This window comes from Reyranella sp., from assembly GCF_050185545.1.
Classification (GTDB): domain Bacteria; phylum Pseudomonadota; class Alphaproteobacteria; order Reyranellales; family Reyranellaceae; genus Reyranella.
On sequence record NZ_JBFWZI010000005.1, the window covers coordinates 59701 to 75728 of the forward strand.

Below are 16028 nucleotides of genomic sequence, written 5' to 3' on the forward strand. Positions count from 1 at the left end.
ACGAGGCAATGATCAGGCGGTCGGCGGCGCCACGACGGCGGGTGGTCGCACCCGCAGGCGGCGGATGCGTCGTGGATCGACGTCCAGCACCTCGAACTCGACGCCCGACGGATGGCGCACGACCTCGCCGCGCTCGGGAATGCGGCCGAGCAGGGAGAAGATCAGCCCCCCCACCGTATCGATCTCGCGACGCTCGTCGTCCGACAGGACACGGCCGATCTCCTGCTCCAGCATCTCGATCGGCGTGCGGCCGTTGACGTCGATCGTGCCGTCGACCCGCCGCGCCAGGGTCGGCGGCTGGGCGACATCGTGCTCGTCCTCGATCTCGCCCACGATCTCCTCGACCAGATCCTCGATGGTGAGCAGGCCGTCGGTGCCGCCGAACTCGTCGACCACCAGCGCCATGTGCGTGCGCGAGCGGCGCATGTCGAGCAGCATGTCGAGCACCGGCAGGGTCGGGGCTACGAACACGACGCGGCGCAGAATGTCGCGCAGATTGAACTTCTTCGCGGTGCCCCAGTAGGCCAGCACGTCCTTGATGTGGATCATGCCGATCACGTCATCGAGCGATTCGCGATAGATCGGATAGCGCGAATGGGCCTCGGCCTGGATCAGGCGCACGACCTCGTCGAGCGGCGTGTCGGCGGCGATGGCGACGATGTCGACGCGCGGCACCATGACGTCGGCCACGGTCTTGTCGCGCAGCTTCAGGATGTTGACGAGCAGGACACGCTGATCCTCGCTGATCGGCGTGTCGCTCTCCGGCGTCCCCTCGATCAGCTCCTCGATGGCCTCGCGCACGGCCTCGTTCTTCTCGCGCCGCCGCAGGCGCCGCAGGATGGCGCGCAGGAGGCCGCCGGTAGATGGGACGTCGGACGGGGGTGTCGCGGCTGGCGACGCTGACGATTCACCTGACGAAGCCGGGCCACTCAGGCCCGGCCGCGTTGGGTGCGCTGTGGAATCGGGCATGGCTGCTAAGATAGGCTATCGCCGGTGCGTTGCAATCGTGGGGTTCTTGATGCGTTCCTGCAAGCTTCCCTCCGGGGCGGCCATGCCGATCCTGGGACTCGGCACTTGGCGCATGGGCGAAAACGCGCGACGGCGCAATGACGAACTCGATGCGCTGAAGCACGGCCTCGATCTCGGCTACCCGATGATCGACACGGCGGAAATGTACGGCGACGGCGAGGCCGAACGGATCGTCGGCCAGGCAATCGCCGGTCGCCGGCAACGCCCCTTCATCGTGAGCAAGGTCTATCCGCACAACGCCACGCGAAGCGGAACGGTTGCCGCCTGCGAGCGCAGTCTCGGCCGCCTCGGTGTCGAGCGCATCGACCTCTACCTGCTGCACTGGCGCGGCAGCGCGCGCCTGCCGGAGACGTTCGAGGCCTTCCACCGCCTGCGCGAGCAGGGAAAGATCGCCGACTTCGGCGTCAGCAACTTCGACCACGACGACATGGCGGATGCCGCGCGCCTCGACAAAGGGCTCACGGCCAGCAACCAGGTCCTCTATTGCCTGTCGCGGCGCGGTCCCGAGTTCGACCTGTTGCCGGCGATGCGCGCCCGAGCCATCCCGCTGATGGCCTACTCGCCGCTCGACCAGGGTAGCCTGCTGCGCAAACCGGTGCTGGCGAGGCTCGCCGAGGAGGCCGGCTGCACGCCGGCCCAGCTCGCTCTCGCCTGGCTGCTGGCGCAGCCCGGCGTCGTCACCATCCCCAAGTCGGCGACCCGCGAGCGCGTGAAGGAGAATCTCGGCGCGCTCGACGTCACGCTCTCGCCCGACATGCTGGCCAAGCTCGACCACGCCTTCCCGCCGCCCCGCGGCCGCCAGCCGCTCGAGATGCTGTGATCATTCTCCTCCTCAGCTTCGCTGGGGAGGCGTCGCCGTCTTCGGCGACGGAGGGGTCATCGCCGGGAGCGCGCCACTCCTGTGGCGCTCTTCGTGTCGACCACACGTCTTATGAGCGCCACAGGAGTGGCGCGCTCCCGGCGATGACTCATGACCCCTCCGTCCGCGAAGACGCGGACACCCAGCGAAGCTGGCGGGAGGAGCATGACTAATACGGATCCGCAATTCCCAGCTTCGCCAGCACGCGGCGCTCGAGGGCTTCCATGCGCTCGGCGTCGGAGTCGTCCACGTGATCGTAGCCGACCAGATGCAGGGTGCCGTGCACCACGAGATGGCTCACGTGATGGGCCGGATCCTTGGCCTGTTCGCGCGCCTCGCGCAACACGGTCTGGCGGGCCAGCACAATGTCGCCCAGGAAGGCGCGTTCGCCCGACGGATAGGACAGCACATTGGTCGGCTTGTCCTTCTTGCGGTCGCGCGCGTTGAGGGCGCGCACGCGCCGGTCGTCGGCCAGCGCAATCGTGAGCGAGCGCCTGCCCGAGCGTCGCGCGCCGGTAAGTGCCGCGCGCGCGGCGCGGCGCACCAGGCGTTCGACGCCCGGCACGCTGCGCTGCCATGCCGGGTGAAGCACCACCACGTCACAGCGCAGAGTGAGAGTGGCAGGCGCCCTCAACGCGGCTCGTCTCGTGTCCGCTTGTCGCGCGCGTCGTAGGCCTCGACGATGCGGGTCACCAGGTCATGCCGGACGACGTCCTTCGAAGTCAGGCGCACGAATCGCACGCCGTCGACCGAGCTCAGCGTGTCGACCGCATCGATCAGCCCCGAGCGCTGGTTGCCCGGCAGATCGGTCTGGCTGGGATCGCCGGTGATCACCATGCGCGAACCCTCGCCCAGCCGCGTGAGGAACATGCGCATCTGCATCGGCGTGGTGTTCTGCGCCTCGTCGAGGATGACGTAGCAATGGGCGAGCGTGCGGCCGCGCATGAAAGCGAGCGGCGCGATCTCGATCTCGCCCGATTCCATGCGGTTGGCGATCTGCTCGGCCGGCATCATGTCGTGCAGCGCGTCGTAGAGCGGCCGCAGGTAGGGATCGATCTTCTCCTTCATGTCGCCGGGCAGGAAGCCCAGCCGCTCGCCCGCCTCGACCGCCGGCCGCGACAGCACGATGCGCTCGACCTTGCCGGCGAGCAGCAGCGACACACCCATGGCGACGGCGAGGTAGGTTTTGCCGCTGCCCGCCGGGCCCAGCGCGAACACCATGTCGCGCTCGCGCAGCGCGGCGAGGTAGCCGCGCTGGCCGGGCGAGCGCGCCTGTACGGTGCGGCGGCGCGTGCGGATGCCTTCGTCCTCGCCGGTCTCGGCGCCGGTGCGGGCGAAGCGCACGGCGGCATCGACGTCGGCCATCTCGATCGACAGGCCGCGCTTCAGCCGCTCGTAGAGCCGGCCGATCGCCTTGTGGGCGACCGCGGCATCCTCGGGTACGCCGGCGATCGACAGCTGGTTGCCGCGCGCATTGAGCTGCACGCCGGCCAGCTGCTCGATGCGCACGAGATGACGGTCGTGATTGCCGTACAACACCGCCACCAGCGCGTTGTCGTCGAACGTCATGCGACGCACGTCGGCCGACCGACCGCCTGCGCTCGCCGACGAATCGCTCATGCAGCTTCTTCCGCGCGCATAAGCCCGGCCAATTCCCCGGCCAGGCTGTTGGTATGGCCCGCCGTCACGCGAACCTCCGCGATGCGGCCGATCAGGCGCGGACTGCCGTCGAGATGGACCGACTGCAGCCACGGCGTTTTGCCGACGATCTGGCCAGGCTTGCGACCGGTCTCGGCGAACAGCACCGGCACGATCTGGCCGACCTTCGACTGGTTGAAGGCGCGCGCCTGCTCGGCCAGCAGGCTCTGCAGCGCGGCGAGCCGCGCCGACTTGACCGACTCGGAAATCTGGTCCGGCAGCGCCGAGCCCGGCGTGCCCGGCCGGCGGCTGTACTTGAAGGAGAAGGCCGAGGCGAAACCCACCCGATCGACCAGCTGCATGGTGGCATCGAAATCGGCGTCGCTCTCGCCCGGGAAGCCGACGATGAAGTCGGACGACAGGGCGAGATCGGGCCGCGCCGCACGCAGGCGATCGACTAGGCCCAGGAACAGGTCGCGGCCGTGCCGGCGATTCATCGCCGCCAGGAGGCGGTCCGAGCCCGACTGCACCGGCAGGTGCAGGTACGGCATGAGCTGCGGCACGTCGCGATGGGCGGCGATCAGGTCATCGTCCATGTCGCGCGGATGCGAGGTGGTGTAGCGCAGGCGGGCCAAGCCTTCGATCCCGGCCAGCGCCGTGATCAGGCGGGCCAGCGACCAGGTCGAGCCGTCGGGTCCCTCGCCGTGATAGGCGTTGACGTTCTGGCCCAGCAGGGTGAGCTCGATCGCGCCGGCCGCCACGAGCGCGCGCGCCTCGGCCAGCACATGGACCGCGGGACGCGAATACTCGGCACCGCGCGTATAAGGTACGACGCAGAAGGTGCAGAACTTGTCGCAGCCTTCCTGGATCGACAGGAACGCCGACCCGGCGCGCACCCCGTGCGGCGTCGGCAGATGGTCGAACTTGCTCTCGGCCGGAAAGTCGGTGTCGAGCACCCCGGCGCCCGGCAGGCGCTTGCCGGCGCGCTTCAGCGCCGCCTTGCGCTCGGCCTCGGCCAGAAGCTCGGGCAGGCGGTGGTAGGCCTGCGGGCCTACGACGATGTCGACTGCCGGCTGGCGGCGCACGATCTCCTCGCCTTCGGCCTGGGCGACGCAGCCCGCCACGGCGATCGTCAGGTCGCGGCCGGCCTCATGCCGCTCCTGCTTGACGTCGCGCAGGCGGCCGAGCTCGGAATATACCTTCTCCGAGGCGTGCTCGCGAATGTGGCAGGTATTCAGCACGGCGAGGTCGGCGTGCTCGACCGACTCGGCCAGCCTGTAGCCGAGCGAGCGCAGGAGATCGGCCATGCGGTCGGAATCGTAGACGTTCATCTGGCACCCGTAGGTGCGGATGAACACGCGCCTATGCTGCCGCTGTGCGTCGGGGCGGACGTCCGTCATCTGTCTCCGTTGCTGGAACGGCGGATTTCTAGCATCAGGCGCCGGCCGGGTCGAGCGGCGGCAAGAGCTCGAGGCGACCGGAATTGGCCGACTGCACGCCGGCGGAAACCTGGCGGTAGCAATGCTCGGCGAGCTTCTTGCGATCGCCCAGGCGGTCGATGTCGACCGGCGGGAAGAAGGTGACCACGGTCTCGGTCTCGCCCAGGCACACCATCTGCCAGACATGCGGCACCAGATAGAGATCGCCGAACCAGGCGAACAGCGGCCGCCAGTAGCGGCCGAGCGGGATGCCATCGAGACGCGTATAGGAGATCGACATCGGCTGGACGGAGATCGGCCTGCCGTCGCGGCGCAGCTGGGCGACGGCAAACAGGGCGGAGCGGAACGGCAGCACGCGCGTGCCGTCGCTGCTGGTGCCTTCGGGAAACAGCATGAGATTGTCGCCGGTATCGAGCCGGCGCATCATCTCGTCGCGGCTGTGGCTGGTCTTGGCGGAACGCCGTTCGACGAAGATGGTCCTCTGCGCCTTGGCGAGGGTGCTGAAGAACGGCCAGGTCGCCACCTCCGCCTTGGCCACGAAGCTGCCGGGGACCAGTCCCCCCAGCACGAAGATATCGAGATAGGAGACGTGGTTGCAGACATAGAGGGTCGGCATGACCTGCGAGCGCCGTCCCATGACCCGAACGCGAATGCCGAGAGTGGTGCAGACGATCCGATGATAGACCACCGGCATCCAGCGGATGACCGGCCTGATCCTGAGCGCTGTCGCGAGGAAATAGGGCGGCAGCAGAACAAGCGTAAGGAGCAGAAAGCTGGCGAGGCGGAAGATGCCGCGCAGCGGGGAACCGATCCACATCGTCGCGATAGGCGTCTCAGTCGTGCTCGCGCATCCCGCGCTCGTAGTGGCGGATGTACTTCTCGGTGATGATTTCCGTCTTGACGATGACGAAGACGTCCGTGGTGTCGAATTGGGAATCGATCACCGCGCCGTCGCCGACATAACCGCCGAGCCGCAGGTAGCCCTTGATGATCGGCGGCAGGCGCGCCATCGCCTTGCGCGGATCGTAGCTGCCGGGCGGCAGCACGTTCATGTCGACGAAACGGCTGGCCAGGGCGCGCACGCGGATCTCCGGCGGCGCCAGATGATGGTGATAGAGGTAGCTCATCGACAGCGAATGCTGCGACGGATCGGCGCCGGGCAGGCTGGGGCAACCGAACATTGCCTGGATGTTGTAATGCGACGAATAGAGCGCAATGCCGCGCCACAGCATCTGCATGGTCGCGGTGTTGCGCGCGTCCTTCTCGATGCACGACCGTCCGACCTCGAGAACCTCGCCGGGATAGTCGATCAGCGGCTGGATATCGTACTCGGCAGACGAGTAGAACCGGCCAATCCTGGCCGCGGCCGACCGCCGGAGCAGGCGATAGGTGCCGACAATGCCCTCCGGCCCGTCGCCACGCCGACGATCGAGCACCACGAGGTGATCGCACACCTCGTCGAACGCATCGAAGTCGCGCCGCCGCGCCGCCATCTCCGGCGTCGGATGTGCCGTCATCTCTTCGTAAAAGACGCGATAGCGAAGCGCCTGCGCCGCGTCGACCTCGGCAGCGCTTTCGGCGAGCCTCACCTCGAAATCACCGGCGACGACCTTGACGATCTCCCGACTGGAAGCGGGAGTGCCCAGGAGTTCGGCTTCGCTGTCAGCGCGGTCTATGCGCATGTTCCATCCGCAATGGGGGCCGCCCCGATCATGGGCCCATTATCGGGTTGGCGATGACGCCGTCCACTCATTTTTGACGGTCGGTTTTCCCGTCCAACGGAACTCCGTACAACTCCAGGCGGTGACCAACCAGGCGGTATCCCGCCTTCTCGGCGATCCGTCGCTGCAGCTCCTCGATCTCGTCGTTGTGGAATTCCACGACCTTGCCGCTCTGGATGTCGATCAGGTGATCGTGATGCTCTTCCGGCGTCTCTTCGTAGCGCGCGCGTCCATCGCCGAAATCGTGCTTGGCGAGAATGCCGGCTTCCTCGAACAGCCGAACTGTCCGATAGACCGTGGCGATCGAGATGTTGGGATCGATCGCCGTCGCCCGACGATGAACCGCTTCGACGTCGGGATGGTCGGATGCTTCCGACAGCACGCGTGCAATCACGCGCCGCTGCTCGGTCATCTTCAGACCACGTTCGACGCAGAGCAGTTCGAGCTTCGATTTCCGGTCCGGCATGTGAACGCACCCTACACCGGTCCGCAGCCGGGGTATAGTTGGCCAAGGATGACAGTTCACGCTCACCACTCCATCGACATCACCGGCGAGGTCTGCCCGATGACCTTCGTGCGGACCAAGCTCAAGCTCGAGCGGATGCAGGCCGGCGAGGTGCTCAGCGTACGGCTGCGCGGCGACGAGCCCTTGCGCAACGTGCCCCGGGCGGCGCGCGAGGAAGGCCACGCCATCCTCGCCATCGAGGCCGACGGCGGCGATCATGTCGTCACCATCCGGCGCGGCGGCAGCTGATCATTGAGAGTGAGACGCATCACCAGACCGTCCGCGGCACCGCAATCGCTGCGCCGGTAATAGCCGGCACGCACGCCGACGATCTGGAATCCGGTCGTTTCGTACAGCCGCCGGGCCGCCTGGTTGTCCACAGCGACCTCGAGGAAAAGCGACCTCGCGCCGGCCTCGCGCACCTGCGCGATCACGGCGTCGAGCAGACGGCGGCCGGCCCCGCGCCGGCGCAGCGCCGGGCGGACGGCGATGGTCAGCAGTTCCGCCTCGTCGGCCACAACGCGATGAAGGGCGAAGCCGACATCGCGATCACCGGCCTGCAGCAACTGGCCGGCAACACCGGGCGTCGCCAGCAACTCGGCGAGTTCCTGGCGCGTCCAGCCGCGTTCGCCGACCGGCGCGAACGCCTCGCCGTGCAGCGTCGCCGCCCGCGCCAGGTCGAGCGCCGCAAGCGCGCTCACGACGTACGTCTGATCATTCATTCACGGGAAGCCATTCAGTCGACCGTGCGTCGCGCGCCGTCGGGGAGAGTAATGTTGACGCCCCGCAGATAGAGCGGCCGCGGCAAGCCATCGCGGGCGTTGGCGGCGCGCCACGCCTCGACGCCAGCCTCGGCGGCAATCCGGCCAAGCGCGACAGGATCCGGTTGCTCCTCCTCACCCACGGCGTCGACGCCGGCCGCCACAAGCGTGGCGGCAAGCTGCCGGGCACCGACGCCGACGATACGACAGGCCTGACCAGCCAGCCGAACGGCAAGCGCGGCAGCGGTCGTGAGGCACGGCGTTCGCGCGCCTTCGTCGAGGGCGCAGAACCAGTCGCCCAGGCGGCTGTCGATCGCAGCGACGACGCGCCGGCGCCGACCCGAATCCTCGGCAAGCGGCACTTTCGCCTGGGCAAGCAAGACCGTGGTCGTGGCGATCCCGGCCAGCGGCACGCCGAGCCCGATCGCCAGTCCGCGCGCCGTCGCGAGACCCACGCGGACGCCGGTGAAGCTTCCCGGCCCGGTCGTCACGGCAAGCAGCGACACTGCTTGCCGGTCGACGCCTGCCGCGGCGAGCGTCGCCTCGATGGCGGGAAGCAGGCGGGCAGGTTGATCACGTCCGTCCTCCCGGATCGCGGCCAGACGCTCGCCGTTGCCGAGCACGGCGACGCCCAGCCCGGTCACCGAGCAGTCGATGGCCAGGATTGTTGTCATCCCTGGAAACGCAAGTTGGGGCGAGCGTCGCGCCACGCCCTGGCGTCGGCCCACCCGCCCCGGGTGATTTCCGACCTGCTGCAATCGCCCGCGGTTCCATCGATGATGCACCATGGCGTGGCGCGCTCCGATCGGAAATGCGCGCCGGTGAGCTGGCTGTTGCGACGGGCAAAATCCGTTCGGCTGGAACGGCCGGCCGGAATGTGCTCTAGGCATTCTCGGATCATGAAGCTCGATTTGGTTGAGATTGCCCTGCCCGACTTCGATGTCGACATCGCCTTGGCCTATGCGACGGATGCCAATCTATCCGGCAAGCCGGTCTATCGAAATGCCGAATGCTGGCTGCATCGCGAAGCGGCGGAGAAGCTGGCGACCGCGGTCGCGCTCGCCCGCCCCCTCGGCCTCAGGCTGCGCATCTTCGACGCTCTACGCCCGACGGAGGCGCAATGGGTGCTGTGGCGGGCCAAGCCTGATCCCGAGTTCCTCGCCGACCCGCGCCGCGGCTCGCCGCATTCGCGCGGCGTTGCCGTCGACCTCACCCTGCTCGACGGCGACGGCCGGGAGCTCGACATGGGCACGCCGTTCGATGCCTTCACGCCGCTGTCGCATCACGGCCGGACCGACATCCCGGCCGCGGCCCAGCGCAACCGCCTGCTGCTGATGGGGCTGATGACGGCGGCAGGCTGGGACTTCTATCGCAACGAATGGTGGCACTATCAGCTCTTCGAGGCGCGCCGCTACCCGCTGATCAGCGACGCCGACCTGCCGCGCCCGATGATGTGACTCAGAACCTCGACAACCGCGCCTGGTCGAAATCGACCAGGTCGTTCTCGCGCATGATCTCGCGGACGAACTGCACGTAACGCTGTCCGAGCTCCGAGTAGCGCAGCAGGGTGCCGACCAGGTGATAGCCGTCGAGCTGGCTGCCGCGCGCGCGCAATGCGGCGCGTTCGGCGCGAAAGGCGGCGTAGGCCGGATGGGTGTTGAGATTGGTGACGTAGGCTTCGGTTGCCTCGGCGATGCTCGAGAATGGTTGCGGCATGCCGCGCCCGGGCACCCATGGCACCGAGACCGTGTGGCGGCCCGTCGACTGGATCTGGCCGAACAGGGAGTTGCCGGCACGCGCCGCGAGCGAGGTGCCCCAGCCCGATTCGACTCCGCCCTGGGCGATCGCCATAGATGGCGGCACGATGTCGACGCGCCGCAGCAGCTCGTCGATCCGGTCGGGCGACGTGTCGTACCGTTCCGCCAGATCCTCGATCCACATGCGCTCGATCGACGACAGGCCGGTCGTCGACCACGCAAGCTTGTCGCGCAGGGCGAGCAGATGCTCGCGGTCGGCCAGCACGTGCTGGTTGACCTCGAGCACGGCCGGAAGAACGGCGGTGATGAACAACACCTTGCGCTCGTTGCCGCCCTTGCTGCCGAGATCCTCCGGCACCCGCTCGATCTTGATCGGCGGCACCGCTTCGCCCTGCCGGACGTCGGTCAGGGTATAGGAGGCGGCGCGGAAGAAGCCGGCCAGCTCATCGGCCGTCCGCGGATTGAAGGGCCGCGGGTGGACCCGGCGGCGCAGCGCGTTGCCCGGCGCCGCGAACCGACCGTGGCCGAGAAAGGCCTCGATGATCTGACGATTGAACGTGTCGTCGGGCTCGCTCGCCGGCTGCTGAACGAAGACCAGCGACGGCGGCTCGGCATTGAGCGGCGGCAGGTCGGCCTGATCGGCCTCCGCGCCGGACGGTGCAAAGAAAAAATGTGACTCGATGTCCGGTGTCGACGGCCGTGGCTCGGCCAGCGCAACGCCGGTAGCAAATAATGTCGTCCACACAACCGGGAATGCATAGGGACGCCCGCGCCCCACCGCAGGCAAGATCGCTGATCTCATGCCTCACTCTTCGTTTGGCTTTACGGAAAAACGCCCCTCTGCGCACGGCCCCCCCGGGCCGAGACGCATCCTTTACGCTGTACGCTTGTGCTGGGTGCGGCGGCCTACTGCGCCGCCTGCACTTCCACGACTTCCGGCACGTAGTGCTTCAACAGGTTCTCGATCCCCATCTTCAGCGTGGCGGTCGAGCTCGGGCATCCCGAGCACGAGCCCTGCATGTGCAGGTAGACCACGCCATCGCGGAAATCCTGGAACACGATGTCCCCCCCATCCTGCGCCACCGCCGGACGGACACGTGTCTCGAGGAGCTCCTTGATCTGCGCGACAATCTCGTCGTCATCGGCCGCACCGGCATCGGCCTCGTCGCCCTCGACGACCACCGGTTCGCCCGACGTGTAATGTTCCATGATGCCGCCCAGAATCGACGGCTTCAGAATTTGCCAATCACGATCGACCGCCTTGGTGACGGTCACGAAATCCGATCCCAGGAAAACGCGCTCCACGCCCTCGACCGCGAATAGCCGCTTGGCCAGCGGCGATGGCTTGGCCGTGTCGGCCGTCGCGAAATCCATCGTTCCCCTGGCCATGACCACGCGGCCGGGAAGGAACTTCAGGGTCGACGGATTGGGCGTCTGCTCGGTCTGTATGAACAAAGCTACCTCCTTGTCGGACACCTCGCGGCGAACCGCTGGGCGCCCCGAGCAGAGACGGAACCACGCTCCGCCCCCGCTCGATGCCCATCGACGTAGGAACCGCACCAAAGCCAATCAAGTCGATTCTCGGGCGTACCCAGAAATTAGTTATGGAAAATATAAGTAAAAGTCCGTTTATTTCTGTGATTTCTTGACACTGGATCATTCTTCGAATGTGTCATTTTGAACACACGTCAATGACCGACTGAAATCATCCTGCTGGCGAATTGCCGCAATTTGTGCACACGCGCGTCACGAGATGGCATCGATCTCCGCCGTCGTCAGGGAGCCCGGCACGATCGTGAGGGGGATGCGCAGCTGGCTGCCGAACTTGCCGGTAAACGCCGTGATCAGTGGGCCCGGCCCCTCGCTTCCCGAGGCGCTGCCCAGGACGAGCACCGATATGGAGCGGTCCTCGGTCAGCAACTTTACCAGCTCGTCGCGGCTGATCCCTTCGCGGATGTAGATGGCCGGTGGCTGGCCGGTGAGCGCGACCGCGGTATCGGCGTGGCCGGCAATGACCTGCTCGGCATGCTGGCGGGCCTCCTCGCGCATCAGGTCGGCCACGGCGCCCCACTGCTGGGTCTCCGGCGGCGGCATGACGTAGAGCATCGCCACCCGTCCACCGGTGCGCTTGGCGCGTCGGCAGGCGTAGCGAAGCGCATTGGGCATTTCCGGGCTCTCGTCGACGACGACCAAGAAAACACGGCTCTCCACCCGGCCGGGTTGCTCCTCCATGATCCCCTCCCTTTGTTGCACTCGACGCTTTACAGGCGACGCATGACCGATCCGCCGGCCCATCCGACCAGCAATGCCATGAGGATGGCGCCCAGGCCGTAGAGCGCCCCGTCGCTGACCGCCCACCCCGCCAGCTGGGCACTGAACCCGACCTTGCCGACCGGCAGGGGCCGCGACACCGCAGCAACGATCTTGCCTTCCCGCAGCAGGTAGGTCCGGATGTCGTAGACCCCTTCGTCCAGCCCGGACGGGAACGGCAGCTCGACCCGGAACAGGCGGCCGGCCTGGACCGTGACCTGTCCGATCGCCGCCGGATAAAGGCCTTCGCTGCGCTTGACCTCGACCAGCCCGTTGCGGAACTGGGTCAGTTCGTCCGGCGAACGCTCGCCGACCGGCTTGATCGTCGCCAGCCGGTCCTCGAGAGACAGGATCTCGCCGCTGCCCCGCGCCAGAAGACGCTGCAGCGGTTGGCTGGCGGCGATGGCGTAGTAGGCGGGCACGTCGTCGAACGACTGGCGGCCGGTATTGAGCCACAGCCCGAGCACGCGCTGCTTGCGCATGATGGTTTCGCGCCCCGACGGGCCGGCCACGACCACCACGACCTCGCCGGGCGGATCGAACATGCCGAACAGCAGCATGCTTTCGCCATGGAACGCCGAGGTGATCGACACGCGCGGACGCGACAGGTCGACGATCAGATCGGGCGTGGATGGCTCGGTGGGAACGGACGGCGGAACCAGGGGACCGACGGGCGGGCCGATGCTCGGCCCCGTCAGCCCGCCCGGCGGCTCGACGCGCGGCCCCTGCGCGGAGGCCGTCGCCGCCAGCGCCACGACCAGGGCCAGGGCGAGGGCCAGCCGGATCATAGCGACGACTCGCGCGTGCTGATGGAGTACAGCGAGGTCGGCGTGCGCACCAGCTCGGTCAGCAGCTCGACGGCGACCGCGATGATCAGCAGCGCCATCAGGCCGCGCAGGACCACGCCAGGCAGCTTGGCGGCAACCCGCGCCCCGATCGGGGCGCCGACCACGCCGCCCAGGATCAGGAGCAACGCCAGCACGACGTCGACCGTGCCGTTGGTGATCGCCTGCAGCAGGGTCACGTTGGCGGCCACGAACAGGATCTGGAAATTCGACGTGCCGATCACCACGGCGGTCGGCATGCCGAGCAGGTAGATCATCGCCGGCACCAGCACGAAGCCGCCGCCGACCCCGAGGATCGCCGACAGGATGCCGATGGCAAGGCCGACGGAGATCGGCAGCAGAGCGCTGATGTAGAGCTTCGACTTGTAGAAGCGCAGCTTGAACGGAAGACGGTGAACGAGATAGTGAGTGTGCAGTTTGCCGCGCGGGCCGGTCGGATCGCGCCGCCGCCGGATATAGGTGCGCAGGCTCTCGAACAGCATCAGCACGCCGATGGTCGACAGCATGACGACGTAGAGCACGGCGATGACGAAATCGATCTGACCGATGCGCTTCAGGTAGGTGAACAGCCAGACACCGGCCGACGAGCCCAGCATGCCGCCGAGCAGCAGGATCAGCCCCATGCGCAGATCGACGTTGCCGCGGCGCCACTGCACCTGCAGCGACGAGATGGAATTGGCGATCACCTGGTTCGCCTGGCTGGCGACCGCCACGGCGGGCGGAATGCCGACGAAGATCAGGAGCGGCGTGGCGAGGAACCCGCCGCCGACGCCGAACATGCCGGCCAGCAGGCCGGCGGCAGCCCCAAGCCCGAGCAGCACGAACGCGTTGATCGACAGCTCGGCGATCGGCAGGTAGATCTCCACGGCCGGCCTATTTCTGCAGGATGGTGGTGATTTCGCGCAGCTGGGTGCGCGCGCGCAGCAGGTAGAAGCCCTGCGCCGCGAGGTGATTGGGGATCAGCAGGCCGTCGAGCCAGCCGTCCCAGACGATCCACGGATCGAGCTGGGCGGCGATGCGGAACGATTCCACCGTGCCGTTCCAGGCATTGGTGAGCTCGCGATCGCTGATCACCTTCTGGAAGTCGATGCCGAGCTCGCGCAGCAGCAGGTAGTTGGCGTAGAGCCGGCCCTTGTTGAAAAAGAAGATGTCGTCGGCCCGCATGTCGAACAGGTCACCGGCGTTCTCGATGATGTGCTGGTCGATGATGGCGGAGTCCGAGCCCACGTCGTTGGCGATGCGGTCGATCAGTGCCTGCAGATTGTCGGCCCGGCGCTCGAATACGGCCTGGCCGTTGGCCAGCCGCTTGTTGTAGGCGATCAGCCGGTCGCGCCCGGCGCGATACTTCTGCGCGGAGGTGGTCGACGGCAGCAGCGAGACGCTGGGCTGCCACAGCCAGATGTTCGGCTGCTCGTTCAGGAAGCCGCGCGCCTGCTCGAGGTCGCGATCGGTCTGGCTCGACCCGCGGACCCGTCCGACCTGGTCCATCAGCTCGGTGCTGAAACGCCCCAGGGCGGACATGATGCCGCGCTGGAAATTGGGCATGTTGTCGAGCAGCCCGGACGGCATGAAGGCCGGCATCATCGGCGTCCAGACGTTGCGGTCGACCTCGCGGGTGACCAGCTGCGCCGCCGTGGCGACCGCGCGGCTCTCGCCTGGCGCCACCGCGCCCGGGCCGAATTGCGGGTCGTCGTCGATGTTCTCGATGATCAGCGTGCCGACCGGATAGTACAGCACCGCGGCGATCAGAAGGACGCGCCAGGTCCAGCTCCACCACCGTCGCTTTCCGCTCGGCACCGGCCCCACCGGCAAGCTCGGCCGCCACGACCGGACGCGATCGAGAGCCCGGCGCCAACGCGACGGTACCGCATCGTGAGACGTGCCCTGGTCCGAATCGAAGGTCATGGCGCAGCTTAGCATTCGTCTCGTGACGAAACAGGGGCGCGGACTGCTAGAGTGTCGCGATTGTAGTGAATGGAGTTGGAGGAATGGCGCTCGACCCCGAATCGCAACGCTTGATCGATCTCATGCTGGCGGCAAATCGTCCGGCCTGGAACACGCTGTCGCCCGCCGATGCGCGCGCGCAGTACCTGGCGCTGCGGCCCGGCGCCCAGGGACCGCGCCCGGCCGGCGTGACGGTGATCGATCGCACCATTTCCGGACCGGCGGGCACGCTGCCGGTGCGCCTCTATCGCCCGGCCTCGGCGGCCGCGGACACCGCCCTGCCGGCGCTGGTCTTCGCGCATGGTGGCGGCTGGGTGTTCGGCAATCTCGACAGCCACGACGTGCTGTGTGCACAGCTCGCGCTGGAAGCGGGCATCGCGGTGTTCGCCGTCGATTATCGCCTGGCCCCGGAGGCGCGCTTCCCCGGCGCCTTCGACGATGTCGTGGCCGGCCTGCAGTGGGTGGCGGCGAATGGCGCCTCCCTGGCCATCGATCCGTCCCGTCTCGCCATCGGTGGCGACAGCGCGGGCGGCAATCTCGCCGCCGCGGTGGCCCTGTGGGCGCGCGACCATGGCGGCCCGAAGCTCCGCCTGCAGCTGCTCGTCTATCCGGTGACCGATGCAGTCGCGCGGGCCGATTCCTATCGCCGTTACAAGGACGGCTACGGCCTGAATGCCGTCACCATGGAATGGTTCTTCGACCACTACACGCCCGACAAGAGCGCGCGCGGCGACTGGCGGGTGTCGCCGTTGCGGGCGAAGTCGCTGGCCGGCCTGCCGCCCGCCCTGGTGGTAACGGCGGGCTACGACCCCTTGCGCGACGAGGGCCGTGCCTACGCCTTCCGCCTGCAGCAGGAAGGCACGCTGGCCGATCTCGTCGAGTTCGGTGGCATGCTGCATGGCTTCCTGAGCTCGCCGATGTTCCTGCACGGCGCGCGCCGCGGCACGTCCCTATGCGCTGCGGCCCTGCGCGAGGCACTGGTGCTGCGCGGCAAGTGACGGGACACATCTCGAACCCCTCCCCCGTAATCGGGGGAGGTGTCCGCGTCTTCGCGGACGGAGGGGTCATGAACTCATGCGGACCGCGGGCGTCCCGCCCGCGGTCCAAAAGAGCATGAGCGCCACTGGAGTGGCGCGCTCCCGGCAATGAGTGTCATGCCTAACCCCCAATGACCAGCCCGACCCGCGCCGTGGCCGTCGGCATGACACTTCCCGGCCTGG

The 16028-nt window shown here is 67.7% G+C and carries 19 protein-coding genes; 4 read left to right on the forward strand and 15 right to left on the reverse strand.

The genetic code is table 11. The features are described from left to right. Positions 1–12: 12 nt before the first annotated feature. On the reverse strand, positions 13–801 hold the full coding sequence (locus AB7O82_RS02525) for a hemolysin family protein (RefSeq protein WP_428539162.1): 789 nt from the start codon (positions 799–801) through the stop codon (positions 13–15). A 217-nt stretch (positions 802–1018) separates the two neighbouring features. Between AB7O82_RS02525 and AB7O82_RS02530 the strand changes: the two genes are divergently transcribed. After that, complete coding sequence (locus AB7O82_RS02530) at positions 1019–1849, forward strand: aldo/keto reductase (protein ID WP_428539160.1); 831 nt, start codon at positions 1019–1021, stop codon at positions 1847–1849. A gap of 208 nt (positions 1850–2057) precedes the next feature. On the opposite strand, the gene ybeY is transcribed toward AB7O82_RS02530, so the two are convergent. From ybeY to AB7O82_RS02560, 6 genes are all read right to left on the reverse strand, one after another. Beyond that, positions 2058–2480 carry an rRNA maturation RNase YbeY gene (gene ybeY / locus AB7O82_RS02535; protein WP_428618585.1) on the reverse strand — a complete coding sequence of 141 codons (423 nt, stop codon included), beginning with the start codon at positions 2478–2480 and terminating at the stop codon, positions 2058–2060. A 38-nt stretch (positions 2481–2518) separates the two neighbouring features. Continuing rightward, positions 2519–3508: a PhoH family protein gene (locus AB7O82_RS02540; protein ID WP_428539156.1), complete on the reverse strand. Its 990-nt coding sequence runs from the start codon at positions 3506–3508 to the stop codon at positions 2519–2521. Next, entirely contained in the window at positions 3505–4926 is a 1422-nt protein-coding gene (gene miaB / locus AB7O82_RS02545; RefSeq protein ID WP_428539154.1) for a tRNA (N6-isopentenyl adenosine(37)-C2)-methylthiotransferase MiaB, read from the reverse strand. Before miaB ends, AB7O82_RS02540 begins: the two co-directional genes overlap by 4 nt. A gap of 34 nt (positions 4927–4960) precedes the next feature. Next, a complete protein-coding gene (locus AB7O82_RS02550) occupies positions 4961–5782 on the reverse strand; it encodes a lysophospholipid acyltransferase family protein (protein ID WP_428618587.1) in 822 nt (273 codons plus the stop codon). Between the two features lie 16 nt (positions 5783–5798). Continuing rightward, positions 5799–6647, reverse strand: a complete 849-nt coding sequence (locus tag AB7O82_RS02555; RefSeq protein ID WP_428539150.1) for a GNAT family N-acetyltransferase — start codon at positions 6645–6647, stop codon at positions 5799–5801. A 67-nt stretch (positions 6648–6714) separates the two neighbouring features. Further along, entirely contained in the window at positions 6715–7152 is a 438-nt protein-coding gene (locus tag AB7O82_RS02560) for a Fur family transcriptional regulator (protein ID WP_428539148.1), read from the reverse strand. 99 nt (positions 7153–7251) lie between these two features. Here AB7O82_RS02560 and AB7O82_RS02565 point away from each other — a divergent pair, with 99 nt between their 5' ends. Continuing rightward, positions 7252–7440: a sulfurtransferase TusA family protein gene (locus AB7O82_RS02565; protein ID WP_428618621.1), complete on the forward strand. Its 189-nt coding sequence runs from the start codon at positions 7252–7254 to the stop codon at positions 7438–7440. Here AB7O82_RS02565 and rimI read toward each other — a convergent pair. Both rimI and tsaB read right to left on the reverse strand, forming a co-directional pair. Continuing rightward, positions 7407–7892, reverse strand: coding sequence for a ribosomal protein S18-alanine N-acetyltransferase (rimI, locus tag AB7O82_RS02570; RefSeq protein WP_428539144.1), 486 nt, complete (start codon positions 7890–7892; stop codon positions 7407–7409). The two genes, AB7O82_RS02565 and rimI, sit on opposite strands and share 34 nt — an antisense overlap. Positions 7893–7927: 35 nt before the next feature. Further along, positions 7928–8626: a tRNA (adenosine(37)-N6)-threonylcarbamoyltransferase complex dimerization subunit type 1 TsaB gene (gene tsaB / locus AB7O82_RS02575; RefSeq protein WP_428618590.1), complete on the reverse strand. Its 699-nt coding sequence runs from the start codon at positions 8624–8626 to the stop codon at positions 7928–7930. Between the two features lie 225 nt (positions 8627–8851). On the opposite strand from tsaB, the gene ddpX reads away from it, so the two are divergent. Continuing rightward, positions 8852–9409 carry a D-alanyl-D-alanine dipeptidase gene (ddpX, locus tag AB7O82_RS02580; protein WP_428539140.1) on the forward strand — a complete coding sequence of 186 codons (558 nt, stop codon included), beginning with the start codon at positions 8852–8854 and terminating at the stop codon, positions 9407–9409. A gap of 1 nt (position 9410) precedes the next feature. Here the strand turns inward: ddpX and AB7O82_RS02585 are convergent, their stop codons facing one another. The 6 genes from AB7O82_RS02585 to AB7O82_RS02610 all read right to left on the reverse strand — a co-directional run bounded on the left by AB7O82_RS02585 (position 9411) and on the right by AB7O82_RS02610 (position 14769). Further along, the gene (locus AB7O82_RS02585; protein ID WP_428539138.1) at positions 9411–10511 is read right to left on the reverse strand and encodes a glucosaminidase domain-containing protein; all 1101 of its coding nucleotides are present in this window, start codon (positions 10509–10511) and stop codon (positions 9411–9413) included. Between the two features lie 104 nt (positions 10512–10615). Then, the gene (locus AB7O82_RS02590) at positions 10616–11164 is read right to left on the reverse strand and encodes a NifU family protein (protein WP_428618592.1); all 549 of its coding nucleotides are present in this window, start codon (positions 11162–11164) and stop codon (positions 10616–10618) included. A 291-nt stretch (positions 11165–11455) separates the two neighbouring features. Further along, positions 11456–11941 (reverse strand): universal stress protein, encoded by a 486-nt coding sequence (locus AB7O82_RS02595; protein ID WP_428539134.1) that lies wholly within the window; start codon positions 11939–11941, stop codon positions 11456–11458. Between the two features lie 29 nt (positions 11942–11970). Further along, entirely contained in the window at positions 11971–12807 is an 837-nt protein-coding gene (locus tag AB7O82_RS02600) for a TIGR02186 family protein (protein ID WP_428539132.1), read from the reverse strand. Further along, complete coding sequence (locus AB7O82_RS02605; RefSeq protein ID WP_428618594.1) at positions 12804–13730, reverse strand: sulfite exporter TauE/SafE family protein; 927 nt, start codon at positions 13728–13730, stop codon at positions 12804–12806. The genes AB7O82_RS02600 and AB7O82_RS02605 overlap by 4 nt, the downstream gene beginning before the upstream one ends. A 7-nt stretch (positions 13731–13737) precedes the next feature. Then, a complete protein-coding gene (locus AB7O82_RS02610; RefSeq protein WP_428539128.1) occupies positions 13738–14769 on the reverse strand; it encodes a DUF2333 family protein in 1032 nt (343 codons plus the stop codon). Between the two features lie 83 nt (positions 14770–14852). Between AB7O82_RS02610 and AB7O82_RS02615 the strand changes: the two genes are divergently transcribed. After that, positions 14853–15806: an alpha/beta hydrolase gene (locus tag AB7O82_RS02615; protein ID WP_428539126.1), complete on the forward strand. Its 954-nt coding sequence runs from the start codon at positions 14853–14855 to the stop codon at positions 15804–15806. The last annotated feature ends 222 nt before the right edge of the window (positions 15807–16028 follow it).